The 26033-nt window shown below is 49.4% G+C and carries 29 protein-coding genes and 1 pseudogene; 28 read left to right on the plus strand and 2 right to left on the minus strand.

Annotation, left to right across the window (positions count from 1 at the left end):
• Positions 1-225, plus strand: coding sequence for a helix-turn-helix transcriptional regulator (locus IP581_RS09335; RefSeq protein ID WP_193822372.1), 225 nt, complete (start codon positions 1-3; stop codon positions 223-225).
• Positions 226-238: 13 nt separating this feature from the next.
• Positions 239-1648, plus strand: a complete 1410-nt coding sequence (locus tag IP581_RS09340) for a hypothetical protein (RefSeq protein ID WP_193822373.1) — start codon at positions 239-241, stop codon at positions 1646-1648.
• Positions 1649-1694: 46 nt separating this feature from the next.
• Here IP581_RS09340 and IP581_RS09345 read toward each other — a convergent pair whose 3' ends face one another.
• Positions 1695-1871 carry a DUF3950 domain-containing protein gene (locus IP581_RS09345; RefSeq protein WP_102005122.1) on the minus strand — a complete coding sequence of 59 codons (177 nt, stop codon included), beginning with the start codon at positions 1869-1871 and terminating at the stop codon, positions 1695-1697.
• Positions 1872-2010: 139 nt separating this feature from the next.
• On the opposite strand from IP581_RS09345, the gene IP581_RS09350 reads away from it, so the two are divergent.
• From IP581_RS09350 to IP581_RS24115, 9 genes are all read left to right on the plus strand, one after another.
• On the plus strand, positions 2011-2289 hold the full coding sequence (locus tag IP581_RS09350; RefSeq protein ID WP_193822374.1) for a host cell division inhibitor Icd-like protein: 279 nt from the start codon (positions 2011-2013) through the stop codon (positions 2287-2289).
• Positions 2282-2494, plus strand: a complete 213-nt coding sequence (locus tag IP581_RS09355) for a hypothetical protein (RefSeq protein WP_193822375.1) — start codon at positions 2282-2284, stop codon at positions 2492-2494. The genes IP581_RS09350 and IP581_RS09355 overlap by 8 nt, the downstream gene beginning before the upstream one ends.
• Entirely contained in the window at positions 2487-2798 is a 312-nt protein-coding gene (locus tag IP581_RS09360) for a hypothetical protein (protein WP_035886295.1), read from the plus strand. The genes IP581_RS09355 and IP581_RS09360 overlap by 8 nt, the downstream gene beginning before the upstream one ends.
• A complete protein-coding gene (locus IP581_RS09365; RefSeq protein WP_035886294.1) occupies positions 2795-3163 on the plus strand; it encodes a hypothetical protein in 369 nt (122 codons plus the stop codon). The genes IP581_RS09360 and IP581_RS09365 overlap by 4 nt, the downstream gene beginning before the upstream one ends.
• Entirely contained in the window at positions 3160-4956 is a 1797-nt protein-coding gene (locus tag IP581_RS09370; protein ID WP_193822376.1) for a DNA primase family protein, read from the plus strand. The genes IP581_RS09365 and IP581_RS09370 overlap by 4 nt, the downstream gene beginning before the upstream one ends.
• A gap of 367 nt (positions 4957-5323) precedes the next feature.
• Positions 5324-5689, plus strand: coding sequence for a 4-fold beta flower protein (locus IP581_RS24110; protein WP_407659148.1), 366 nt, complete (start codon positions 5324-5326; stop codon positions 5687-5689).
• A 154-nt stretch (positions 5690-5843) separates the two neighbouring features.
• Positions 5844-6038 (plus strand): hypothetical protein, encoded by a 195-nt coding sequence (locus tag IP581_RS09375; RefSeq protein WP_193822377.1) that lies wholly within the window; start codon positions 5844-5846, stop codon positions 6036-6038.
• Complete coding sequence (locus tag IP581_RS09380; protein ID WP_193822378.1) at positions 6035-7951, plus strand: ClpP-like prohead protease/major capsid protein fusion protein; 1917 nt, start codon at positions 6035-6037, stop codon at positions 7949-7951. The genes IP581_RS09375 and IP581_RS09380 overlap by 4 nt, the downstream gene beginning before the upstream one ends.
• A gap of 212 nt (positions 7952-8163) precedes the next feature.
• On the plus strand, positions 8164-8346 hold the full coding sequence (locus IP581_RS24115) for a DUF1441 family protein (RefSeq protein ID WP_058651455.1): 183 nt from the start codon (positions 8164-8166) through the stop codon (positions 8344-8346).
• Positions 8347-8441: 95 nt separating this feature from the next.
• Here the strand turns inward: IP581_RS24115 and IP581_RS09390 are convergent, their stop codons facing one another.
• Positions 8442-9314, minus strand: a complete 873-nt coding sequence (locus IP581_RS09390) for a restriction endonuclease (RefSeq protein ID WP_193822379.1) — start codon at positions 9312-9314, stop codon at positions 8442-8444.
• Between the two features lie 326 nt (positions 9315-9640).
• On the opposite strand from IP581_RS09390, the pseudogene IP581_RS09395 reads away from it, so the two are divergent.
• The 17 genes and pseudogenes from IP581_RS09395 to IP581_RS09475 form a co-directional block, all read left to right on the plus strand.
• A pseudogene (locus IP581_RS09395) lies at positions 9641-11296 on the plus strand (ClpP-like prohead protease/major capsid protein fusion protein); the annotation flags it as partial.
• 82 nt (positions 11297-11378) lie between these two features.
• Positions 11379-11705 (plus strand): DUF2190 family protein, encoded by a 327-nt coding sequence (locus tag IP581_RS09400; protein ID WP_193822380.1) that lies wholly within the window; start codon positions 11379-11381, stop codon positions 11703-11705.
• Entirely contained in the window at positions 11698-11970 is a 273-nt protein-coding gene (locus IP581_RS09405; RefSeq protein WP_193822381.1) for an ATP-binding protein, read from the plus strand. The genes IP581_RS09400 and IP581_RS09405 overlap by 8 nt, the downstream gene beginning before the upstream one ends.
• A gap of 11 nt (positions 11971-11981) precedes the next feature.
• Complete coding sequence (locus tag IP581_RS09410) at positions 11982-12533, plus strand: phage tail protein (RefSeq protein ID WP_193822382.1); 552 nt, start codon at positions 11982-11984, stop codon at positions 12531-12533.
• Positions 12530-12928 carry a phage tail terminator protein gene (gpU, locus tag IP581_RS09415; RefSeq protein WP_193822383.1) on the plus strand — a complete coding sequence of 133 codons (399 nt, stop codon included), beginning with the start codon at positions 12530-12532 and terminating at the stop codon, positions 12926-12928. Before IP581_RS09410 ends, gpU begins: the two co-directional genes overlap by 4 nt.
• A 7-nt stretch (positions 12929-12935) precedes the next feature.
• Positions 12936-13673 (plus strand): phage tail protein, encoded by a 738-nt coding sequence (locus IP581_RS09420; RefSeq protein WP_407659149.1) that lies wholly within the window; start codon positions 12936-12938, stop codon positions 13671-13673.
• 36 nt (positions 13674-13709) lie between these two features.
• On the plus strand, positions 13710-14117 hold the full coding sequence (gene gpG, locus IP581_RS09425; RefSeq protein ID WP_193822385.1) for a phage tail assembly chaperone G: 408 nt from the start codon (positions 13710-13712) through the stop codon (positions 14115-14117).
• Positions 14118-14125: 8 nt separating this feature from the next.
• Positions 14126-14434, plus strand: a complete 309-nt coding sequence (locus IP581_RS09430; RefSeq protein ID WP_193822386.1) for a phage tail assembly protein T — start codon at positions 14126-14128, stop codon at positions 14432-14434.
• Positions 14415-16919: a phage tail tape measure protein gene (locus IP581_RS09435; RefSeq protein ID WP_193822387.1), complete on the plus strand. Its 2505-nt coding sequence runs from the start codon at positions 14415-14417 to the stop codon at positions 16917-16919. Before IP581_RS09430 ends, IP581_RS09435 begins: the two co-directional genes overlap by 20 nt.
• 4 nt (positions 16920-16923) lie before the next feature.
• Positions 16924-17271, plus strand: coding sequence for a phage tail protein (locus tag IP581_RS09440; protein WP_193822388.1), 348 nt, complete (start codon positions 16924-16926; stop codon positions 17269-17271).
• The gene (locus IP581_RS09445) at positions 17268-18023 is read left to right on the plus strand and encodes a phage minor tail protein L (protein WP_193822389.1); all 756 of its coding nucleotides are present in this window, start codon (positions 17268-17270) and stop codon (positions 18021-18023) included. The genes IP581_RS09440 and IP581_RS09445 overlap by 4 nt, the downstream gene beginning before the upstream one ends.
• A gap of 1 nt (position 18024) precedes the next feature.
• Positions 18025-18729: a C40 family peptidase gene (locus IP581_RS09450; RefSeq protein WP_193822390.1), complete on the plus strand. Its 705-nt coding sequence runs from the start codon at positions 18025-18027 to the stop codon at positions 18727-18729.
• 146 nt (positions 18730-18875) lie between these two features.
• Entirely contained in the window at positions 18876-19427 is a 552-nt protein-coding gene (locus IP581_RS09455; RefSeq protein ID WP_193822391.1) for a YniB family protein, read from the plus strand.
• An 82-nt stretch (positions 19428-19509) separates the two neighbouring features.
• Positions 19510-20100: a tail assembly protein gene (locus IP581_RS09460; RefSeq protein WP_193822392.1), complete on the plus strand. Its 591-nt coding sequence runs from the start codon at positions 19510-19512 to the stop codon at positions 20098-20100.
• A 50-nt stretch (positions 20101-20150) separates the two neighbouring features.
• Entirely contained in the window at positions 20151-23330 is a 3180-nt protein-coding gene (locus tag IP581_RS09465) for a host specificity protein J (protein ID WP_193822393.1), read from the plus strand.
• Positions 23331-23851: 521 nt separating this feature from the next.
• Positions 23852-24478, plus strand: coding sequence for a hypothetical protein (locus IP581_RS09470; protein ID WP_193822394.1), 627 nt, complete (start codon positions 23852-23854; stop codon positions 24476-24478).
• 38 nt (positions 24479-24516) lie between these two features.
• Positions 24517-25929, plus strand: coding sequence for a tail fiber domain-containing protein (locus IP581_RS09475; protein ID WP_193822395.1), 1413 nt, complete (start codon positions 24517-24519; stop codon positions 25927-25929).
• Positions 25930-26033: the final 104 nt, after the last annotated feature.

Below are 26033 nucleotides of genomic sequence, written 5' to 3' on the forward strand. Positions count from 1 at the left end.
ATGGCTATGTTATCTGAAGTGAAAAAAGAAGATCTCCAGTATATGCCCGAGCTTGACCGAATGATTCGTGAGCCTGAATGCCGTGCTATGACCACGCTCTCAAACTCAACGCGCTGGCGCATGGAGCAGGAAGGAAAATTTCCGAAGCGTATCAAAATTGGGCCATCAGCAGTTGCTTACCGACTCTCAGAGGTGCAAGCTTGGATAAAAGGTGAATGGAAATAAATTAAGGTGGAATATGAACTTTAAAGCTATATGGGAAGAATATTCAAGAAAGATAGAAGCGGGTAACATTTTTGATGTAAATGCCTTGCTTTCTCTTTTTCAAAGTCATCATATATTTGATGCGGAAATAATTCTAGGCTCTATTGGTAATGGAAAGGCTATTGATTGTTTTAAAATAAAAAGCAGTATCGGGTTGGCATTTTTTCCAGTTTATACTACTAACATGAAGGAGTTTAGTTCTTGGGACTTACGGATGACTTCAATTAAGAAAAAATGGGAATGTATTGACTGGTTTATTCCGCCATATATTTCGAATGGAAGTATTTCTTCGGTTCTTTCTCGAACCTTAAGATTATGTGATGTTTCCAAGGAGAGAGCTCTAGATGAGTTTGAATATGCACTCCCTTCTTTGTATACAATTCCAGATATGTGTGTTTTTGTTGAGCAAGTAGCTATTGAATCTGATGTTCTTTCAAGTCATGTTAACACTTTAAGGGAGTCAATATTATCTTTTTATACAGGTTATCAATCGTCAGCCACAGCATCCTTAATTCCAATAGTTGAGAGTGCCTTAGAAAAATTGGTGATCAATCAGAGAGTCACTGGTAAGTACCTTAAAGATAGAATCGAGGGGTTGATAAATAATGCTATTGATCGAGTCTGTCTTTCAAAAATTTATAACGGTGTATGGGTTGATGAACAATATACAAGCCAAGAGACAATTTGCAGACTTGATGACCGAGCCTTGATGTTCAGGGTTTTTGGCGATTGGCTAAAAAATAGTTTTTTTGTTAACACTAATCGTTATGATAAAAGGTCTGGGTTAAATAGAAATATTTTTTCTCATGGATTGTCTCTTGTCTGGCAAAGGACAACAAACTTTCATAGGCTAATAGGCATTCTTAATGCAGTTGTTTTTTTAGAGTATTATTTGATTCCTGTCTCAAAAATTGGATTGTTTTATCCTGAGATGAATGAGCAATCAAATTCCTTATGGGAGGATGTCAATGTTAGAGTTAGTTCACAATCGTTTTTTAAATTAAAATCGGCTGAGCGAACCCTTCGAGTCGGTACAAAAATGCCTATTCTCACAAATGACGATGGTTGGTTTTTGCGTGCCACTATATTGACGGATTCCTGCATGAAAGGACTTGTGGAAAAATTACGAGATAAAGCATGGTGTTGTACCGTTCATGATCCTCTTAAAGAAGGGGAGTTTATTAAAGTAGATGCAATGAAAAATGATAGAAAGCTGAAAATTGGATTGTTGTATTCATGTGCTTCAAGTAATCACGTTTATAAAAAATTAGAAGAGGAGTGTGATGTGATTTTATATTTGGGAGCACCATATAATCAAAATCAGTACGCTTACGGAATTCAAAAGCATGTTGGACCTTTACAGGCTTGGGTTATTCCGGATTAATATCCTATTAAAGCTGGAATCTTCCATACCCAGCTTTAGGTTTAAATTATTTTTTTTTGTTTTCCCGTAGAAGCTTTTCTCGGCAAGCTTCTTTCACCCAAGCACTAAAATTTCCAACTCCTGCACTGGCATTGATCTGTTCAAGAAGATCATCTTCGAATCGAATATTTTTTTTTGTGCTTGCTGATCTTTCAAACGCAGCTTTTGGATTTTTATCTTGCATTGGTACGTACCATTGGGTAGTCTAAAAGAATATGGTACGTACCATTGAGGGCTAATGCAAGAATGAAATGAACGAAGCCCAGTAGTGCGACAACACTATCCGGGCCTCTAACCACAAACCGTTAAGTGAGGTAACAGTTATGGCTGATAATCAGTCTACCCAAACTCGCCCTGAATTTACATGGCTATTCCTGGCGACCCCAAAGCATCGTCCAGAATGTTCTCCCATAGTGCTTCGCACCGATGCGGATAGCGAAGACACAGCCCGCGCCGCCTTGCCTGGTTGGAATTTAATCTTTGCAGCAAAAATCAGGACTGAGAGTCCTTACTCGTTCACATGGTCTGATTATGAGCGTGCAACTCTCTGGTCGATTATCGGCAGTGAGATAAATATCCCGCCGGAGGTGCGTCATGGCTAAGCAGACCATAGAGAGCAATATTCACTTTGTTGAGTTGATGGCGCGTTCCGGCCAGGTAGATGCGTTGATGGTGGCGCTGGAAATTGCCTGCAACGAAATGGAGCATGGTGATATCGAAACAGCGATAGGAGGCATCCGTTGCATTGCTGCTGACATTTTCACGGCCATTTATGCCCTTAAGGATGTGGAGGTGCGCAATGCGTGATATCTACCACCAGCTTGTTAAGCAAGCCCCTGACTTCAAAAACCACAGTGATGAAGATTTAACCGAGTCCAGCGAAGTTTATGGGGCAGGTGTCTTTGCCATAACCAGCGTATTAACTCTGATCGGCAATTTGACTCTCGATGCTGTGGAGTCCGAAGACTACTCAGATGAGGACGCCCGGAGAGATTTAGAGTTGATTGGCGATGCATTGCGCCATCTTCCACGGTTAGCCCAGGCGCTGCAGCAAAACAGCACCACGGCAAATTATGTGCTCAGTAAGCGCCATGGGGAGATTCAGTCATGATCAGCAACGTTAAATTCAATGAACTGGAAAAACGCGTTGATGTGCTGGTGGGACGGCTGCTTGAGTTGGAACAGCAGGTTCGTTCACTGACTGACAGCCAGGGCGGGGAGATCCCGCCAGGCATGACCCCGATCGCCACGCTGGCGGCCGAGTTTGGCATATCGACTAAAAAGGCCGAGGAACTGGCGAAAAATACGGGTGTAATGCTGGTCAAAATGAAATCGGGTGGCTTTGTTGCGCCTGATGAAAAATTCAGGGAAGCAGCCCGCTTAGTTCTCCGTAGCGCCAAACGGAAATATGGTTCGGCGTACTGGTTTCATCCATTGCTTGGCAAGTTCCAGATGAGCGGAGGGATCCCGAAATGAAGAGTGCTCCAAACTTAAAATATCTGCCAAAGGACAAGTTTACAGAGGCAATTATTTTCATTGGTGCTGATGCATATGCTCACGCCCGGCACTGGATCGAGAGCGAAGGGAAAAGGGCGGGTGATGATGTACCACCAGTTTACCTTGGGCCTAAGCAACTGGCGGAACTGGACAGCTTGTCCATTATTGATGACGGGCGGCGTTCGGCGCGAGTGTATCTGGCTGGCGATATCGAGCAGCGCATGATTAATGCTATTGGCGAGAAGCTGGCAAAGGCCGGGGTGCAGGATGCGAAGCTTTATAAGGGCATTCCTGACAGGAATCCGGAGGACTGGCGCGCGTATCTTAAAAGGATCAGGACGGGAGATGTTGTCGTTACTCTGCCGGTGACAAAAAAAGATAAGCGCCAGGACAATGTGACGCCTGCACTAAATCAGATGGGAGCCAGCCAGCGCGGAGAGGTGTTGCTGGCTCACTATGACGGCAACTTGGCTATCCATGCTGACTCTGACACGGTTCACTATTACAACGGCGTGGTATGGGTTCCGTTGCCGGATAAGGAATTGCAGCGGGATATGGCCCAAATCTTTATTGAGGCTGATGTGGCGTATTCGCAGAACGCCATTAAATCGGCGGTTGAAACCATGAAGTTAAGCCTCCCGGTAATGGGGGTAACGGCCAGAAACCTGATCGGGTTCAGCAATGGGGTATTTGATACCCGTGCGGGTCAATTCAGAGAGCACAAGAAAGATGACTGGTTACTCATTGCGAGTGAACTGCCGTTCAGCCCACCAGCCGAAGGTGAAACACTGGCCAGCCATGCGCCCAACTTCTGGAAATGGTTACGCCGCTCGGTCGCTGATAATGACCGGAAGTCCGATCGTGTGCTGGCAGCGCTCTTTCTGGTGCTGGCGAACCGGTACGACTGGCAGTTGTTTCTTGAAGTTACGGGGCCGGGGGGAAGTGGTAAGAGCGTGATGGCTGAGATTTGCACCATGCTGGCAGGAAAGGCCAACACGGTATCGGCCAGCATGAGAGCGCTGGAAGACCCGCGAGACAGGGCGCTGGTGGTTGGTTACTCCCTTATCATCATGCCCGATATGACCCGTTATGCCGGGGATGGCGCCGGGATTAAGGCGATCACTGGTGGTGATAAGGTGTCTATCGATCCAAAACATAAGGCACCTTACTCAACCCGTATCCCTGCGGTGGTGCTGGCAGTCAATAACAACGCCATGACATTCAGTGACCGAAGTGGCGGTATTTCCCGGCGACGGGTGATTTTCAACTTTTCCGAAGTGGTGCCGGAAAATGAGCGGGATCCTCTACTGGCAGAGAAGATAGAGGGTGAGTTGGCGGTGATCATTCGCCACCTTCTTACCCGATTTGCCGATCAGAGCCTGGCAAAACAGATGCTACATGAACAGCAGAAATCAGAGGAAGCGCTGGCAATCAAGCGTGAGGGGGATTCGCTGGTGGACTTCTGCGGCTATCTTATGGCATCGGTTGTCTGTGATGGTATGTTTATCGGAAACGCCGAAATAGTGCCATTCAGCCCACGGCGCTACCTGTATCACGCTTATCTGGCATACATGCGGGCCAATGGTCTTAACAAGCCGGTATCGCTTATGCGGTTCGGAACCGATATGCCTGGTGCTATGGCGGAATACGGGAAGGAATACCAGAAGCGGAAAACAAAGGCTGGCATCAGGTCAAACGTGACCCTCAGCGATGATTCTGATGACTGGATGCCATCATGTGGCAGTTCACCAGAAAGTGAGGTGTCACAGTAATACTTACAGATAAAGTGTTCACCAGTATTCACCCTGTTAAAAAATGCATTAATAACATGGTGTTAAAAGGTGAACACTTAATTATGAAGTATTCACCAAGTGTTCACCCTGTTCACCTTTCTTTAAATTATTCAAAGGTGAAGGGTAGGGTGAACACTTGTGAACACCTGGAAGAAAAGTATTCACCATCTAACTATATGAATTATATGGTTAATTATGGGAAGGTGAACAGGTGAACACTTAAATGCACATTTTTAAATTTTATATCTTACAAATTGATCTACTTCTTGCTTGAAGGCTAGCCCTACGCGCTAAGATGCAGCAATCAGCGTTAAACATGATCATCGTAATTTACTTGGAGGTAGATATGACACCATTGTTTACACCTGACTGTGTCTTGGTTGGATGGATAAAAGATAATTCACATGTATTTGGCACATCGATGGAGTGGCTTGCTTTCATAAAAAATGGCCAAGTTTGGTCAGTGGATAAAAGGGAATGGCTTGGCCCGTTTAATGGTGGATGCGTTCTCGATAGAGAAGGCCGAGTTGTTGCATTTACACCGAATATGCCGGTTAAGGGTTCTACACGTCCAATTACTCCCGTTACGCCTGTTATGCCTGTGAGGCCTGTAACTCCAGTCCGTCCTGTAAATCCAGTAAGACCTGTCAGACCAGTCACCCCAGTAGGCGGGTGGTCTAATTTACAATGGTGGACGTGGATAAATCAGTAACTGTTCACTCTGAACATTCTTATAACCGGGAAAAGTCCCGGTTTTTTTATAACAGAATTTAATTAATCTTTTTTTGTGATTAAAATTTGTTTACTTACCACTTTTAGTGATCAATGATTGTGCTTGTACCATCAATCACGAAAAGGGTAAAAAGATGCCAGATAAGAGCAAATCGACGCATGATAAGGGCGGTACGGTCCATATCGACGCCGAGACAATGAAGAAAATCGAGGAGTATCAGGCGTTCATTAAAAAGAATCACCCTGAAATGCCTGTCCCCACTAAAGGCCAAATTGTGCGCAGTAGCGTGAACTACTGGCATCACCATACGCTGGGGGCATGGGTATGAAAGGCTGGTACACCATCAAGGCGGCCAGCGATGGCGCAAGCGCAACCATTCAGATTTATGAGGAGATCGGCGGCTGGGGGATTACGGCGCAGCAGTTCTCCGAAGACCTGAAAGCCCTGGGCGATATTTCCCATATCAATCTGAACATTCATTCACCCGGTGGCGATGTCTTTGACGGCATCGCTATTTACAACCTCCTGAATAAACACCCGGCAAAAATAACGGTGCATATCGATGGTCTAGCGGCGTCTATGGCCTCAGTCATTGCGATGGCTGGTGATCGCATCGTCATGCCTGAGAACGCCCTCATGATGATTCACAAGCCGTGGGGCATTTCCGGAGGGAACGCCAACGACATGCGCGACTATGCCGAATTGCTGGACAAGGTTGAAAACGTCCTTATCCCGGCTTATGCACGCAAAACCGGTAAATCTGCTGAGACACTGGCGGCGATGCTGGAAGAAGAAACCTGGATGAATGGCACTGAATGCGTGGCGCAGGGGTTTGCAGATGAACTGCTGCCGGCTGTAAGCGCTATGGCCCGGATTGAATCGAAACGTATTGAGGATTTTGAACATATGCCAACTGAATTAAAAGGGATGCTCACCAGCCCTAAAGGTTCCTCCAGCACCGCAACGCCGGAACATGCCCGCATCAACGGAATTAAAGACCTGTTCGCCATGTTCGGCGGTAAGCATGACTCGCTGAAAATGCAGTGCCTGGAAGATGCCGACTGTACGCCGGAGAAAGCCAAAGATCTGCTCCTGGCGGAAATGGGGCGCGGCGCCACACCATCGAGCAAAACCGGGCAGGCGCATATTTACGCTGGCAATGGCAACATTACGGGTGACAGTATCCGCCAGGGGCTTTATGCGCGGCTGGGGCATGAGCGCGCGGAACGCGGTAACCCTTATGCGATGATGAGCCTGTTTGAAATGGCGCAGGCCTCGCTGGTGGATCGCGGTGTCAGCATTAGCGGTTTTGGTAACCGTTCGCAGATTGTGAATCTGGCTTTCACCCACAGCAGCAGCGACTTTGCGCATATCCTGGCTGGTGGTGCTGAAAAATCCGTGCTGACTGGCTGGCAGAACAGCGGGGAAACTTTCCAGCAATGGACAAAGACCGGTTCTCTGTCGAATTTCCATGAGGCCAAACGCGTAGGCCTGAATGGTTTCTCTGAACTGGAGAAAGTACCGGAAGGGGCTGAATACAAATATGTCACCACCAGTGACAGCGGTGTCCCTATTGCACTGGCCACCTATGGCAACATCTTCTCTGTTACCCGCCAGGCCATTATCAACGATGACCTGAACCAGCTAACGACCATTCCCCAGGCGATGGGGCGGGCTGCTGCGCGAACGGTCGGGAACCTGGTCTATCTGCACCTGACATCTAATGCCAGCTTCACTGATGGTAAGACATTGTTCCATGCAGATCATAAGAACCTCATAGCGAAAGGGATGGACACTGATGGACTTAACGAGGCACGTAAAGCAATGCGCCTTCAGGAGGATGCTAATGGCGATCCCATCAATGTTATCCCGGCCTATATCCTCGTGCCTGCCGCGCTGGAAGGGGCCGCCAATCGTGCTGTGCTCTCCTCATCTTCGCTGTTCCCTGTAGACCAGGACGGCACACTGAACCAGAACCCCGGCATTATCAACGTGGTGAAAGATATGGCGCAGGTCGTTGTTGAGCCACGTCTGGACAAGGCCAATAACAAACAGTGGTATGTGGCCGCCGCTCAGGGAACGGACACTATCGAGGTGGCGTATCTTGATGGTATGGATGTGCCATATCTGGAGCAGATGGACGGCTTCACGGTCGATGGTGTGGCCTGGAAGGTGCGTATCGATGCTGGCGTAGCTGCGCTGGATTATCGTGGTCTGGTCAAGTCGAGTGGCGCTGCGTGACTGCCTGAGGGCGACCTGCGTCGCCCGGTTTTTGCGGGTCCTCCCGGCGGGGCTGCCTGCCACGGGGCGGCGGCATCGCGGGAAACGGCTAGTTTTTCGGATCTATTGACATCATCATCATCTAGTAACTTGCTGATTTATATATGTTAAAATTCCGGCTAAATGGCAAAGATGATGGTTTGTATGTTTTTTGTTCATCATCATGAGGTGTTATGAGGCTGATAAAACTAACGATAAGCGAGCTTGCGGCTGTAACCGGAATTCATCGGCAAACGATATCGAAACGTCTGAAAGAGACGGAGACTCTACCGGGCAGCAGCTGTAAGAAAAAAATCTACGATTTGAAAAAGGCGTTAGCTGCGATCTATTCAGACCATGGGGAAAGCAGAATGTAAAAAAACACTGTAGATTGCCACGTCATATCCAGCAGGAATATCATCAAGAAAAAATTCAATGTGTCAGCCTGGAAACATATCCAGGCTGGTTAGCATTATTTAACCTTTCCGTTTCTAAACACCATTTGCTTAGTTCCGGTATCATATTTTTCAACTATGCCTAATATCTCTTTGGAATAATCAATGATTGATGTGGTTGTTATTGGTTTATTATAGGTGTATTCAAGCTTGTAACCCTTTATTTTTATTTTAAAATCACCCGTGCTAGTTTCAAGGTAAGAATTATTCAATTCTTCAGTATAGCTACCTTCACCATATTGGATGTTGGGAATTTTCTCTACCAAGCAATTGGCTAACTCATATAGTGAAATTCTGCTTCCGTTTTCTTCATCGGTAATGAATATTTCATTATAAAGTGTTGTGCTAAATTTTTCGTCTATTATATCAACATTTATATCTTGTTGACTCTCTAACCAGCTAGCGTCAACAAAAGGAGAGAAAGAAGTTATATTTGGAGTTGAAAGAGCTACAATATTTAATTGTATAGTTTTAATTAAGGGTGTTCCATCTGGAGCAGTCCATTCTCTGTTGTCAGCTTCTCTTACTATAAGAAGGTCTATTTTATGTTGTTCAGCTTTTATTTTGGCTCCACTCTGGTAACCTGTCTTCGTCGCATAAATAAGCCTTAATCCAGGGATGTCATTTGTTTTACCGATAAATGCATCAATTTTTTCCACTGTAATGGTTGAGGCGTAGTCTTTACATTCAATTACAGTTTTGTAAACGTACCCTCCTAAATCAAATTCCCAATAAACATCAAATTGTCTTGCGATACCATTTTTATCTATTATTTTCTTATTTGTTTCAACTTTTATATTTTTTACATGGGACATGCCTTCGGCTGCTATCAAGCTTTGTTGTATAGCTCCTACAAATTCCTCATAAGCCTTGCCGGTGTTTTTAGCCATGATAAATTATTCTCATGTTTAGTTACTCTATCCCTTTACGCATTACCTTATCCTAAATTGGTTAAGGCATTTGAAGGGGCCTTTGAGTATCCTACAATGTATGCAAAAATTTACCATCTTATTGATATAAATTATGAAGTTATGTATGTCAGTTATCATTTTTTTTGATTCAATTTTGCCCCCTAACCATTAAACATCAAACCCTCAATGACTTTCACTTAGGCTTAATCCCATTACCACTTATGCGTATTGCGGCGTGTATTGCGTTTAATGTCTTTGCAGACACAGTGATAAAAAAACTTCGTTACTTCAAAGACTTCTTTTCAAACCATTGCATGATGATCCATAAGCCATGGGGTTTTGCGGGGGGGGATGCCAACGACATGCGCGATTACGCAGACCTGCTGGATAAGGTCGAATCTGTGCTAATTCCGGCTTATGCACAGAAAACAGGCAAGTCCACGGAGGAGATTGCCGCCCTGCTTGAAGATGAAACATGGATGGATGGCGCAGAGTGCCTCGCCATGGGTTTCGCCGATCAGGTTACCCCTTCACTGCAGGCGATGGCCTGTATTCATTCCAAACGTATTGAGGAATTCGAAAAAATGCCAAGCAGCATTCGTAATATGATCACGCCGCCGCGCAACAGCGCCCAGCGCGAGAACCCGGCACCGCAAAACACCCCGGACACAACTTCCAGTGCGGACGAAACGACAATTCGTGCCCAGGTGCTGGCGGAGCAGAAAGCCCGCGTCAACGGCATCGGCGATCTCTTCGCGATGTTTGGCGGGAAACATCAGGAGCTACAGGCCAGATGTGTTGCAGATCCGGAATGTTCCGTCGACCAGGCCAAAGACCTGCTCCTTGCTGAGCTCGGGAAAACGTCCACGCCATCCAACAAAACCACACCGGCTCACATTTATGCGGGCAACGGTAATTTCTGCGGTGACGGTATCCGCCAGGCGCTGCTGGCGCGCGCAGGGTTTGAAGATCAGGAGCGGGATAACGTTTATAACGGCATGACCCTGCGTGAATACGCGCGGATGTCCCTGACTGAACGCGGCATTAGTGTTGCAAGCCATAATCCGATGCAGATGGTCGGCCTGGCGCTGACGCACAGTACCTCTGATTTTGGCAATATTCTGCTCGATGTTGCCAACAAAGCGTTATTGCAGGGCTGGGATGAAGCGGAAGAGACCTTCCAGCGCTGGACCAAAAAAGGTCAGTTGTCTGACTTTAAGACGGCGCACCGCGTCGGTATGGGTGGTTTCCCGTCGTTGCGACAGGTACGCGAGGGGGCGGAATACAAATATGTCACCACAGGGGATAAAGGCGAAACCATTGCGCTGGCCACTTACGGTGAGATTTTCTCTGTCACCCGTCAGGCCATTATTAACGATGATCTGAATCAGTTAACGGATGTCCCGATGAAGATGGGGCGGGCGGCTAAAGGCACCATCGGCGATCTGGTTTATGCCGTGCTCACCAAAAACGCGAAATTGTCTGACGGGAAAGGCATTTTCCATGCGGATCACAAAAACCTGTCCCAGGGGGCTATCTCCGTAACCAGCCTTGATAACGCACGTAAACTGATGCGCCTGCAGAAGGAGGGAGAACGCTCCCTGAATATCCGTCCGGCCTTCATGCTGGTGCCGGTAGGGCTGGAAACCACCGCAAACCAGACCATCAAATCTGCGAGTGTCAAAGGCGCTGACGTCAATGCCGGTATCATCAACCCAATCCAGAACTTTGCCGAAGTTATCGCGGAAGCCCGTCTGGATGAGGCGGATGCGGAAGCCTGGTATCTCGCCGCTGCGCAGGGTAGCGACACCATTGAAGTGGCTTATCTGAACGGGGTTGATACGCCTTATATCGACCAGCAGGAAGGGTTCACCACCGACGGTATTGCGACAAAAGTCCGTATCGATGCTGGCGTGGCACCGCTTGATTACCGCGGCATGGTGAAATCCAGCGGGAAGTAATCCCCCATTGCAGAAACCGACGCCCGTAAGGGCTTTTTTTATACCCAAAATTCAGCCCGTCACGGGCTGAAAGGAGTGCTCTGTGGCTAAGAACTTTATTCAGGATGGCAAAACCATTCCCCTGATCAACAGCGGCCAGACCGATATACCTGGCGGTACTCCCGTTGCTGTCGGCTCCGTTGTGGCTGTCGCAATCGCCGCAATCCAGCCCGGTGAAACCGGTGATGGCTTCACCGAAGGCGTGTTTCTCCTGCCGAAGCTCCCGGCTGACGCCATTGCGGCGGGTACCCGCGTTTTTCTGAAAGATGGTGTGGTGCAACTCGATGAAGCCGATGCCATCGCTGCAGGTGTTGCCTGGGAGGTTGCAGCAGCTGCGACGACGGTTATTGAAGTGAAAATCAATGCCTAACCCCTTCGACAATATGGTCAGCCGCATGGACGCGGCAACCGTCGCCACGATGGGAAAAATCGCCATCATCAACGGCACGCCACTGAACGTTGTGCCTGCCGAGTTTCTGGAAGAGATGGGGCCGCTGAAGGGAAATGGCCTGTCGCTGGTGGTGTTCTCTCCCTACACACCAAAGCGAAATGATGTCGTCGACTATGAGGGGGCGTCTTTCGCTGTCACCCGGCACGACATTTTTAACGGTAAGCCCCGTATCTTCATCGAGTGACGGGAGGTGTTATGTCCATCAAAGGGCTTGAGCAGGCGATGCGCAATCTGGAAAGCATCAGTAAAACGGCTGTGCCGCGGGCATCAGCTCAGGCAGTGAACCGAATCGCTTCCCGTGCGGTATCGCGCAGTACAAAAGCGGTAGCGGGGGAGAAGAAACTGCCGCAAAAACTCATCAGGCAGCGTGCGCGCGTGAAAAAAGCCACAGTCAGAAAACCTGTGGTCACCATCCGTGTTAACCGCGGGAATTTACCGGCTATCAAACTTGGTCCGGCCAGCGTGCGTTTATCCCGGCGCAAAAAAGACAACAGGGGAGCGAACAGCGTTCTGCGGATCGGCAAATATTCTTTTCCCGGCGCCTTTATCCAGCAACTGTCGAATGGTCGCTGGCACGTACTCAGGCGCACCACGAAAAGCCGTTACCCGATTGAGGTGGTGAGTATTCCTCTTTCTGCTCCGCTTACTGAGGCATTTAACAGGGAAGTGAGTGGGTTGCGGGAGTCCGATCTTCCAAAAGAACTGTCCGCAGCGCTGAACCGACAACTGAGGCTGATCCTTAAATGATTCATACCGAAATCCGTGCTGCTGTGATTTCTGCGTTACAGGCGGTAATCACGGCTGAAACCACTTTTTTTGACGGTCGTCCGGCATTCATTGAACCAGGCGATTTACCCGCCGTCGCCGTCTATATCTCCGGTGCTGAATGTAATGAATCCGAGCTGGACGGCGAGATGTGGACGGCAGAATTGCATATTGAGGTTTTCCTCAAGGCAACCGAGACCGACAGCGCGCTTGATGCCTGGAGTGAAGACCGTATTCACCCTGTGCTGAATGACATCCCGGCGCTGGATGCGCTTGTCGAAACGCTGTCACCCGTCAGCTATGACTATCAGCGCGATGACGAAGCCGCGACCTGGGGTTCCGTTGATCTGAAATATTCAATCACCTACGCAATGTGAGGACCGCATTATGGCGAAATCGCCTGCAGTACCCGTGAAAGGCGCCGGAACAACTTTGTGGATTTATTCCGGTACCGGTGACCCTTATGCAAACCCGCTGTCGGATATCGACTGGACCCGACTCGCGAAGATTAAAGAGCTGACGCCCGGCGATATGACGGCTGAATCATACGACGACAGCTATCTTGATGATGAGGATGCGGAATGGGCATCTACCGCTCAGGGCACAAAATCAGCGGGTGACACCAGTTTTACGCTGGCCTGGAAGCCGGGCGAATCCGGGCAACAGGATCTGGTGAGCTGGTTTAACAATGGTGAAGAGCGTGCCTACAAAATTAAGTATCCCAACGGTGCTGTCGATGTGTTTAAAGGCTGGGCCAGCAGCCTGGGCAAAGCCATCCCGTCTAACGAAGTTATCACCCGCACGGCGAAAATCACCAATAACGGTAAACCGTCACTGGCTGAAGACCAGCGTGCGCCCGTTGTTCCTGTCACCGGCGTTACGCTGGATAAAACTACCGATGCCATTGGCGTGGGCGATACCGGCACGGCAACCGTCGTCATTGCCCCGGCAGGTGCAACGGATAAAGCCTTCCGCGTCGCTTCTACCAAACCTGATGTCGCAACGGTAACCGCGGATGGCATGATCATCAGCTATAAGGGCGAATCAGCAGGCACAACTGACATTATCGTGATGACCAGTGACGGGCAGTTTATTGCACAACTGGACGTCACGGTTTCCTGAACATCGGGGCACCCGCCCCGTTCCCCGGAGTAATTCATGTTTCTTAAAACACAGCAATTCGCGTTCAACGGCGCGGAAATCACGCTTTACGAACTTTCCGCCCTCCAGCGCATTGAATACATCGGCTATCTCTCGAAGGTGTCAAAAGAAATCCCGGTCGATGCAGATGAGACAGTTCGCACGCAGATGACATCCATTGTGGGCGTGAAAATTTCTTCCCGACTGGTGGCGATGTCTCTCTGGCAGGCCGATATCAACGGTCCGTCGGTGGATGAGCTTCAGCAGCAGGTTATGTCAACATGGCCGCTACCGGCGCTCAGTGAAGCAGAGTTTATCGTGCAGGAGATGTCGCTGATGCTGCCTCCCGTCCAGGTCGATGCGGATCCTGTGGAACAACACGCAGAGGAGGAAGCCAGCCCGGAAAAGTCTACGCCAGCGAGCTGAACTTCGTTATGAAGCTGGCGCGCGAGTTTGGTAAACCTGACTGGCGCGCAATGCTATCTGCAATGTCTTCTACAGAGCTGGCGGAGTGGGGAGATTTCTTCCGCGATCAGTATTTCAGTAATGACCTGCTTGATAATCACTTTTCATGCCTCAGTCATCTTGTCGTTGACATGATGTGCCGGGATCACGGCCTGACACCTGCTGATTTCAGTCTTCTCAACCCCAGCCCATCAGCCCCGGAACAGGATGACGAAACGATGATGCATCTTGCTGAGGGCATTTCCGGAGGAAAACGCTATGGCCCAGCCAGTGGGTGATCTTGTCGTCAGCCTTGATATCGATAACGCAAAATTTACGGAACAGATTGCCTTTGCCCGTCGACAGTTACAGGGGGCGGGCGAGGCGGCAAATGATGCTGCGTTACAGGTACAGCAGGCATTCAGCCGGCAGGAAATTTCAGCCCGGAAAGCCGGTATTTCAGTTGGTCAGTACCGCGCAGCAATGCAGACTTTGCCAGCGCAGTTCACCGACATTGCAACACAGCTCGCTGGCGGACAGTCCCCGTTTCTGATTCTTCTTCAGCAGGGGGGGCAGATCAAAGACTCCTTTGGCGGCGTCAAAGGGGCGCTTACCGGGGTGGGTGATTATTTTCGTATTATGCTGGGCCTGATCACCCCGGTGACACTTGGTATCGGCGCACTGGCGGGCGGTGTGGCGCTGCTTTCTCTGGATCTTTACCGGAGTAGCCAGCAGTCGACAGCCTATAACCAGGCGCTGGCAAAAACCGGCAATATCAGCGGGCAGACCAGTGACAGTCTTTCACGCCTGTCAGTGGCCATCGCCAAAAATGCTGATGCCAGTAAAACCGCTGCCGCTGCTGCGGTGGCCCAGGCTACGGGGATTGGCCTGACGATTGAACAGATTCGCCTGGTGAGCCAGACGGCACTGACGCTGTCGAAAAACACCGGGCAAAGCGTTGAGGATCTGGTTACCCAACTGGGCAAGATTCCGCAGGATCCGCTGAAAGCGTTTGTCGATATCAACAGCCAGTACAATTTTGCCAACCTCGCTCTTTATGAGCAGGTAAAACATATGGTGGATTTGGGCGATAAAGCGGGCGCAACAAAACTCATTATTGATTCGCTCAGTAACAGCCAGACGCAGTTTACTGATTCTGCCAAGACCGAAGTCGACAGCCTAACCAGCTACTGGCAGGGACTGATTGATAAAGTAAAAGACTATAAATTCTGGAATGACAGGGTGGCAGATAAAGCCACCTCTACCCCTTTGCCGAAACCTCAATTCCAGACCGGCTCTGCCGTTTTCGACACAATCAATGCTGAAATGGAAAAGGGGGATCAGGAGCGCCAGCAAAATCTTGATGCCCAGACTGAAAAAGAAAATCACCTTGCCATTCTTCGCCAGCAACAGGCTGAAAAAACGGCACAGTTTAATAAAGAGCAGATCGCCGCCAACGTCGAGGCGGATAAATTTCTCGAAAACGCCCGCACAAACGCACAAATCCGCAATGACCTGCAGGCGAAGTACCAACGCCAGCTCGATCAGGGGCTGATAAAGCAGGAGAAATTCAACCAGCTTATCGCTGCGGTTAATGAAAAATATAAGGATCCAAAAGGCCCTAAAACCGCTGTCCCCGCCGGTGATCGGGCAGAAGATAAATCGACCGCTGAGCTGCTGGCGCTTCAGGCGCAACTTAAGGTTTTGCAGCAGCACCAGGGCATTAACGATGTCATCAGTCAGCAACGAAAAGACCTCTGGGCTACCGAAGCGCAATTCACCGTGCTGGAAGATGCCGCGGGTAAGCGAAAGCTGACGAAGCAGGAGCAGTCGCTGCTTTCCAGTAAAGAGCAGGTTATTGCATTGGCGCGGCAGAAAGCCTTGCTTGGCGATCAGATTGTTGCTCAGGAGCAACTGAATAAGCGTATGGACACGGCGAGCAAATATGTCACGCAGATGTCCGCGAAACAGGTGGCGCTGAGAAATTCATCAACGCTAAGTGATCGTGATGCATCCCGACAAAATTCATTTGCCCAGCTTGAGAGTGGCTGGCTGAACGCCGGCGGTAAGCTGACAGATACCGATTATCAGCAAGAACTGACGGCCTTGCGCGCTTATTACGCTGAAGAGGATAAATTGCGCGGCGACTGGCAGGCTGGCGCGAAAAAAGGGTTTGCTGAATTTGCAGATACGGCCACCAACGTTTATTCACAGGTACAGCAGATTTCGCAGGGTGCCTTCACGGGTATGTCGTCCCAGCTCACTGATTTTCTGACAACGGGCAAATCAAACTTCAAAGACTTTCTCACCACCTTTCTTAAAGGGATTGTTCAGATGGTGAGCCAGCTGGCAGTTCTGCGCACCGCAAAAGCCGCGCTGGGCGGGACCGCCGTTGGTTCATTTCTGGGATTTGCTGGTGGCGGGTTCACCGGACAGGGTGGTAAGTACGATCCTGCCGGTATTGTGCACCGAGGTGAGTTTGTCTTTCATCAGGAGGCGACGAAACGCATTGGTGTAGGAAATCTCTATCGCCTTATGCGTGGTTACGCCAGCGGAGGGTTCGTCGGCAATGCTTCTTCCTCTCTTTCTGTTCCTACAGCAGGTGTCAGTGTTTACGCTCCGGTTTCCGTTGTCACTCAACAAAACGGGAACGGGCAGGCGGGAGCATCAAACGACAGGGTTGGCCGCGCTTACCAGCAGGTCATTGATCAATCGGTGAGAGACGGCATTGCTAAGGCGCTGCGCCCTGGCGGTCTGATTTGGGCAGCAAATAATACCAGGTGATGAGATGGCGATCGAAGCTTTTACCTGGCCGATACAGTCGGCCGGACAACCCACAACAAAGGTTAAAGATATCGTCAGAAAAGCGCAGTTTGGTGACGGGTATGCCCAGGTCAGTGGTTCGGGACTGCATACCGAGTCGCTGACCTTTAATTTTTCTTTCACGGGCCGCCCGGAACTGGCACTGGAGATGTATGCATTTCTGCGCCGGCACAAGACGAAAACATTTTCTTTTAAACCGCCGTTCGGGGTTCTGGCTCTCTGGCGTGTTGAGGCAGACAGCCTGCAACAGGTGGTTAAAAGCCAAAACGTCATGACGATTACCGCTACTTTTGAACAGGCGTTTGCACCATGAGTTTAAACAGCGACTATCAAAAACTGGAACCGGGAAACACGGTCCGGCTCATAGAAGTTGATGGCTCCGCTTTCGGTGTGGGCGATGTTCTTCGTTTCCACAGCCACAACATCCCTCACACTGAGACGGAAATTACCGCGGCGGGTGGTGACGAAACCCTGCTTCCGGCGAAATCTGTCTGGTGGCAGGGAAACGAATATAAAGCCTGGCCGTATGAACTGGACGGGATTGAGGCGTCAACCAGTGGCAGCAGCGCATCACCGAAGCTGTCCGTCGCTAACCTTGACGCGTCGATCACTGCGCTGTGCCTTGCCTACGATGATATGTTGCAGGCTAAAGTCACCATCCACGACACGCTGGCGCAGTACCTTGATGCGCAGAACTTTGCGGATGGAAACCCGGCTGCCGACCCGTTGCAGGAAAAGTTGCAGGTCTGGTACATCGATGCGAAAAGCAGCGAGACAAACGAGGTTGTGGAGTTCACGCTTTCCAGCCCGATGGATCTGCAGGGACTGATGATCCCGACGCGTCAGTTACATTCGCTTTGTACCTGGTGCATTCGCGGCCAGTACCGTTCCGGTAATGGCTGTGATTATGCCGGGACGCGCTATTTCGATAAGCACAATAACCCGATAAGCGATCCGTCGCAGGATGAATGCAACGGCACGCTGACAGGGTGCAAACTGCGTTTCGGGGAAAATAATGAACTGTCGTTTGGTGGCTTCCCCGGCACTTCTCTGATCCGGAGCTGATATGCACCAGAAAATCATTGATGCCATTATGGCGCATGCCGCCGCCGAATATCCCCGCGAGTGCTGCGGTCTGGTGGTACAGAAAAGCCGGGTGGAGCGCTATTTTGCGTGCCGCAATATTGCCGAAAAACCGGAGGACAATTTTGTCCTTTGTCCGGAGGACTATGCCACGGCGGAAGACTGGGGAACCGTCACCGCTATTGCACACAGTCACCCCGACGCCACCACGCAGCCCAGTGAGGCCGACAAAGCGCAATGCGACCTGAGCGCGCTACCGTGGCACATTGTGAGCTGGCCGGAAGGCGATTTCCGTACCATCCTGCCGCGCGGCGAACTGCCGCTGCTGGAGCGCCCGTTTGTGCTGGGCGTTTACGACTGCTGGGGGCTGGTGATGAGCTGGTTCAGGCAGACTCACGGCATTGAGTTGCCTGATTACCGGGTCGATTATCCGTGGTGGGAAGACCAGTATCCCGATAATTTATACCAGGACAACTGGTACGAATGCGGATTCCGGGAGGTGTCCGGCGCGCCAGCTCCCGGCGACGTGCTGATCATGCAGGTGCAGGCAAATAAGTGGAATCATGCGGCGATCCTGCTGGAAGGTAACATGATGCTGCACCATCTGTACGGACGACTGAGCAATCGTGAGCCATGGGGGGGATACTGGAATGAGCGAACCATGCTCATTGTTAGATTAAAATCCTGACTTAATAGAGATAAATAAAAAAATATTATGTTTTGTTTCTTTTGCTATATGAATTATAAAAGCAGTCAGGCTGGAGTGTTATTAATTGCTAATGGTTATTCTTTTATATTATAGTTTGTTGTCGGCTTAAATATTAAGGTTTTTTTATGAACTATAAACAAGCAATTAAGAAAATAAGATCAAATAGGTGTGTAGGTGTATTACTTATTTTTTTTGGTATCGCGATAACGATATTTTCTTTCTTAAAATATTTATACGTTAAAGCAAATAATATCGCGGGTGATGATTTGCTGGGTGGTCTTGGTAACATAATTAAAAATATCATTTTAGCCATCTACAATATTCCATGGATTCCTAAGGCTCTTTGGCTGAGATCTCCTGATATCGATCCTGATAATATTTTATCGTCAGGGAATATTTTATTTCTCTTATTTTATGTCATGATATTTGTTGGGGTGTCTTTTTGGTCCTCTGCCAGTGAGTTGTCGTCACGTTTGGAAAAAATTCGTATTATGATCGCCAATGAACAATTGGCTGCGTCTATTCGTGGAGAGCCACGGCCTGATATTGATAAAGTCATTGGTGGTGTGGTGGTTGATAAGAAGGGGATATATTCTAAGCTCCATGAATTATATATTGCACCTCTCATTGTTACTGTGCTTGGTGCTTTATTGACTTATCTGTTTAACTTGAATTGATTTGTCATCATACAACGTATTAATTTCACACTCCTCTATTTTTAAAAAAAGACCGCCTGTCGGTCTTTTTTATGGAAAGAAAATGAACGAAATAATGATCAGAATTGAATTGGGTGGTGTCCTTGGGAAAACTTTCGGTAGGGTTCACTACCGCCTGATTCGCACAACACACGAAGCAACGCGTGCGCTGGCTGCTACCGTTAAAGGTTTTGAGCAGTTCATGATTTCCAGCAAGAGGCGTGGGCTTACCTATGCGGTATTCAAGGGTAAAAGAAACATCTCAGAGCAGGATATTGGTTATCCGGTATCGGGTGAAGTAATACGCATTGTCCCGGTTATTATTGGCAGCAAACGTGCTGGCTTTCTACAGACCATTCTTGGTGTGGCGCTCATAGCTGCCGCCGCCTTTGCCCCATGGGGAGCTGCAGTCTGGGCAAGCGATATTGCTTTTAAGGTCGGCGCGGTCATGGCACTGGGCGGGGTGGTCCAGATGCTTTCACCCCAACCTGGCGGGATCGCCAAAACACAAAGTGCCGATAACAAACCCTCTTATGCATTTGGTAGCGTAACCAACACAACCAGCCAGGGTTATCCGGTTCCGCTTCTTTACGGTAAACGCCGTATCGGCGGTGCAATTATTTCCGCCGGTATTTACGTCGAAGATCAGCAATAACACTTCCTCTGCTTAATCACCGCCAACGGCGGTTTTTTTATGGGCGCAATATGGCAAACAAGAAAATTCAGGGGCGCAAAGGCGGCAGCTCCAGTTCCCGCACGCCTACAGAACAGCCTGACGATCTCCAGTCTGTTGCGAAGGCGAAGATTCTTGTCGCGCTGGGTGAGGGGGAATTTTCCGGACAGCTAACCGGGCAGAGTATTTTTCTCGACGGCACGCCGCTACTTAATGCCAATGGTTCATCGAATATCAGCGGTGTGACGTGGGAGTTTCGCTCGGGCACTCAGGCGCAAAGTTATATCCAGGGCATTCCTGGTACCGAGAATGAGATCAGCGCCGGCATCGAGATTAAAAGCTCAGCGGCATGGACGCACACGTTTACTAATTCTCAGCTTTCTGCGGTACGCCTGCGCCTGAAATGGCCATCACTTTTTAAGCAGGAAGATGATGGTGATCTGGTTGGTAATCGTGTTCAGTACGCGATTGATCTCCAGGTGGATGGTGGTGCTTTTGTCACGAAAATTAACACCGCCGTTAGTGGGAAAACCACATCAGGCTATGAACGCAGTCACCGTATCGATCTGCCAGATGGTGCCACGTCATGGACCGTGCGGGTAAGGAAAATTACCACTGATGCCAACAGCGCAAAGATCGGTGACACGATGACTATCCAGAGCTACACGGAAGTTATCGATGCCAAATTGCGTTACCCAAATACGGCACTGCTCTATATCGAGTTTGACTCGAGCCAGTTCAACGGTTCCATCCCGCAGATTTCCTGTGAACCGCGCGGACGTGTTATCCGTGTGCCGGACAATTACAACCCGGAAACACGCGCCTACACTGGCACATGGTCCGGTGCCTTTAAATGGGCATGGACGGATAACCCGGCATGGATTTTTTACGATCTGGTCGTATCTGACCGTTTCGGCCTTGGTGATCGCCTGACGGCTGAGAACATCGATAAATGGACGCTCTATCAGGTGGCGCAGTATTGCGACGCGCCGGTGCCGGATGGTAAAGGCGGCACAGGAACCGAGCCGCGCTATATCTGTAACGTCTATGTTCAGGATCGCAACGATGCTTATACGGTAATGCGTGATTTCGCCGCCATCTTCCGTGGAATGACCTACTGGGGTGGCAACCAGATTGTTACCCTGGCGGATATGCCGCGCGATGTCGATTACAGTTACACCAAAGCAAACGTTATTGACGGTCGTTTCAGCTACAGCAGCAGCACCACCAGGAACCGTTATACCAGTGCGCTTGTCTCCTGGTCAGATCCGGATAATGGCTATGCTGATGCGATGGAGCCGGTTTTCGAACAGGAACTGGTCGCCCGCTACAAAGGTTTTAACCAGCTTGAAATGACGGCCATCGGATGTACTCGCCAGTCAGAAGCGAACCGAAAAGGACGCTGGGGGATCCTCACCAACAATAATGACCGGGTGGTTTCTTTCTCCGTGGGGCTGGATGGCATGATCCCACAACCAGGTTACATCATTGCTGTGGCCGATGAGAACCTGTCAGGAAAAGTTACCGGCGGGCGTACCAGCGCGGTAAATGGCCGGGTGATCACCCTTGACAGAGTGCCTGATGCGGTTGCAGGTAATCGGCTGTTTCTCAACCTGCCTTCCGGTGCTGCGCAGAGCCGCACTATTCAGGCCGTTAATGGAAATGTGATCACCGTGACCACCGCTTATAGCGAAACGCCGGAAGCGGAAAGCGTGTGGATAGTCGAATCGGACGAACTGTATGCGCAGCAGTACCGCGTGGTCAGTGTGACCGATAATAATGATGGCACGTTTTCCATAACAGGCGCGGCTCACGATCCGGATAAATACACACGTATTGATACCGGGGCCATTATCGACAGCCGTCCTGTCAGCGTCGTGCCGCCGGGCAGCCAGGCCGCGCCTGATGATATTGTGATCAGCAGCTATTCCGTGGTGAATCAGGGGATCAGCGTTCAGACCATGCGCGTTTCATGGCCGGACACGGCCAATGCTATTGCGTATGAGGCGCAGTGGCGGCGAAATGACGGCAACTGGGTGAACGTGCCGCGTAACTCCACCACATCGTTTGAAGTGCCGGGCATTTATGCGGGACGCTATCTGGTCCGCGTGCGCGCCATCAACGCCGCTGAAATCTCCAGTGGCTGGGGATACTCAACCGAAACCACGCTGACAGGGAAAGAAGGTAACCCGCCCAAGCCGGTTGGCTTTATGGCGACAGGTATTAACTGGGGTATACGCCTTAACTGGGGATTCCCGGCGAACACCGCTGATACGCTGAAAACGGAAATTCAGTACACAGCCAACAGCGATTTTTCAGATCCGCTGCTGCTCTCCGATGTGCCTTACCCGTCGGCTGAATACACCCAGCTCGGGCTGAAGGTCGGGCAGGAATTCTGGTATCGTGCGCAACTGGTCGATAAAACCGGCAATGAATCCGGCTATACCGACTGGATCAGGGGGATGTCAAACGACCAGGCTTCTGACTACCTGGGTGATGTTACCGGTGATTTTCTCACTTCCGCCGATGGTGACCGGCTGACCAGTGACATTGATACCAATCTGGAAGCGGCACTGCAAAATGCGCTGGCTAATAACAGCACTGTTGAGCACCAGTGGGCGCAGTATGGCGCAGTGCGTGCGGATATTCTGGTGGTGAAAACGACGATTGCGGAAGTCGATAATGCGATAGCTGAGCTCTCCACCCAGGTACAGGCGCAGATTGATGATGTTACAGCCACGCTTGAGGACAAGCTCACGGCGGTTGTTGATGCCGATGGCGCTACAGCTATCTATACGCTGAAGACAGGCGTGCGGATAAACGGCGTAATGTATAACGCCGGGATGTCGATCGCCGTACTGGCGCAGGCAGGGCAGCCGGTAGTGACCAGGGTGGGATTCAATGCCAACCAGTTTGTGCTGATGAGTGGCAGTGGTACCACGCAGTATTCCCCGTTCGCGGTGATAAATGGTCAGGTATTTATTTCCAGCGCATTCATTCAGGACGGGACGATTACAAACGCCAAAATAGGGAGCTACATCCAGTCGAATAATTATGTTGCTTCGCAAGCCGGATGGCGGTTAGATAAAGCTGGTAACCTTGAAATTAATGGATATACCTCGGGGCAAGGAAGGATTTTAATAAATAATGAAGGGCAAAAAGTATATGACCAAAATGGCACTCTGCGTGTTGTTGTCGGTAAGTATTCTTAGTGTTATCGGGTGTTCTTCGTTAAATTCCGGTATAAAAGATGTTAATTGTACTGGTATTTATAATTCACGGAATCTTACTTCTGAAAAAACACAGTATGTGGTTAAGGTCAATAAAATAAGGATTGACCACAATGGCACAATTACGATCAGGCCAGTAAATACACTTGATTTACGTTTTTTTCCTGGATTCAAAGAAAAGAGCCTGTTGACTAATTATCAATGTCAGGGTGAGGATTATGGCCTACGGAGTCCAGCTATTTGACGCAGATGGTAACGAACTTGTGGGGAGGTTTGTACCGACATTTATTATTGATTACATAACCTCTCCCGCATCAGGATCTCGCTCCTATCCATCCGTACAGGGTAAAACATTACGCGTTTACCCATTGCAGTACATAGGCGATGGAGCGCGATACGGGACGCCGAACGCCAACGTGTCTGTGTCTGGAAACACAGTCACATGGTCATCGGTTTCAGCATCAGTTCCTATTATGATTGTCTACGAATAATGGTAGTAAACAATGGCCTATGGATTGCAGATATTTCGTGATGACGGCAGCCTGTGGATTAGCCCCGATGTCACCCCTCTAAATTATATGGGGAAAATCTCTTTTGCAAATGGAACGGTTGATACAGGTATTTCGTCGAGTAAATCACTAATGTTTTTCGTCAGGCATAACGGACCAAACGGCGCGGGAACGTTTATTCCGAATAATTCTGGTAGCACATGGAAAATAGTAATAACAGGAGCTAATTACTCTGGACTTATTTATCTGTTTTCAAATACGGTAAAAAGCCAGAGTGGGTACGGGGTTGCCGTTTATAATTCCTCAGGTGAGATGACGTGGAATACCGACATGCTCCCGTTACAGGTGTTAAAAGTTAACAACCCATACGGCGTAAGTCAGACTGGATCTTATACCGTTTCCGCTGGCGTACCTGTTGCTGTAAACCCAGGGATTTGCTCAACATGGCTTGCCGTGCTTAATCCAAGTGCAGGGCAATACATTATTGGCGCAATAGCTGCTGGAGCATACGGGAACACAATCTATGGAACCAGAATAGGTGGCGAGGAAATTGTAGGGCAAAGGCCAGTTTATCGATACAAAGCGGTGTTCCTTTGTATCGATGTCTCAAAGTATCCATGATAACCGCTTCGGCGGTTTTTTTATTTTATGGAGTAAATATGTCAGCAGGAACTTTAACCCTAACGAATAATTCTGCTGCTGTGGGTGGCAGTGGAACAGCATTTGCTACAGACCTGACCGCCGGTGATTTTATTGTCGCCACTGTCGGCGGTATCACTTACACACTACCTGTCAAATCAGTGGGTAGCGATACATCTCTGACGCTCATCAGCAACTATCCGGGACCAACACAATCGGGTGTGGCATGGTCAGCCGTTCCGCGCGCAGCACAGAACCAGATTACTGCTGCGTTGGTGGCACAAACCACAGAGGCGTTGCGTGGCTTAAACAGTGACAAACAGAACTGGCAGGCCGTATTCAGTGACAGCGGCGATATCACCGTAATTCTTCCGGATGGCTCCAGCTTCACCGGACCGAGCTGGAAGAAAATCAGTGATCTCCTGGCTGATATCGATCAAGCTGGATTGCAGCAGATTGCAGATCAGGTATCGGCAAATGCTCAGCAGGTTGCCACAGATCGGCTTGATGTTGACGCTAAGGCGACTCAGGTTTCAGGCGATGCCGCTACTGCAAGCCTGGCGGCCACAAATGCGGTTGCTGCAAACACAACGGCACAGCAGGCTAAAACAGATGCGGTAGCAGCCAATACAGCAGCACAACAGGCCAAAACAGATGCGCAGGCTGCTGCTGCCAGCATTAATCCCGATAACCTTCTGAATAGAAATAACAACCTGAGCGATGTAGCAAACGCAGCGACGGCAGTGGGTAATCTCGGGCTTAAACCGATTGGGACATCAGGTGACAGCATTCCATTACTTAGTGGTTCTAATACGTGGTCAACACAACAACAATTTAACGGAAACATCCTTGCTGGTACTGGCCTTGTGATTAATTCTGCAGCTTACTCTACAGCAGGGCCGACAGATCCCGGTTCGAGGGGATTGTTTAGTGGAAGCGATACTGCGTCGTTTGCCACTCCGTCAAATATCAATATTTACTCCTGGTATGGAATCGGGTTTTGTACAGCGTACACATCCCCTGCAAACGGTATTGTTGCTGGAGCGCCAGCTGTATACATCAACACACGCAACGGGACTATTAACGCAAAAGGTGCGGTGCAGGCTAACGGAGTGACCCTGACCTCCGACTGGAATGCCAAAGAATCAGTGAAGCTCATCGACCCGGAAGACGCTTTGCAGAAGATGGGCGCACTGGATGGATACACATTCCGCTATAAAGAAGCCGAATCTGATCGCCTCACCGCTGGTGTATTGGCTCAGGATTTAGACCTGATAATCCCCGACCTGGTAATTCGTGACGAGGGGAGTGAGTACCTTGTTGCTGATTACATGGGATTGATTGGTTATCTCGTATCGGCTGTAAAGGGACTGAAGTTGAAAGTCGATGATTTGACTGCCGAGGCAGCGGCGCTGAAAAGCAAAGGTTCATAGATTTGCCCAGCCACTACAGTGAGCGTGATATTGAGATAAAAAATTTTTTAACCGTTTAACAGCTTCTCACTAAAAGGTAATTTATCTCCAGAAACGTTGGTAAC

This window comes from Kosakonia pseudosacchari (genome assembly GCF_015167415.1).
Taxonomy (GTDB): Bacteria; Pseudomonadota; Gammaproteobacteria; order Enterobacterales; family Enterobacteriaceae; genus Kosakonia; species Kosakonia pseudosacchari.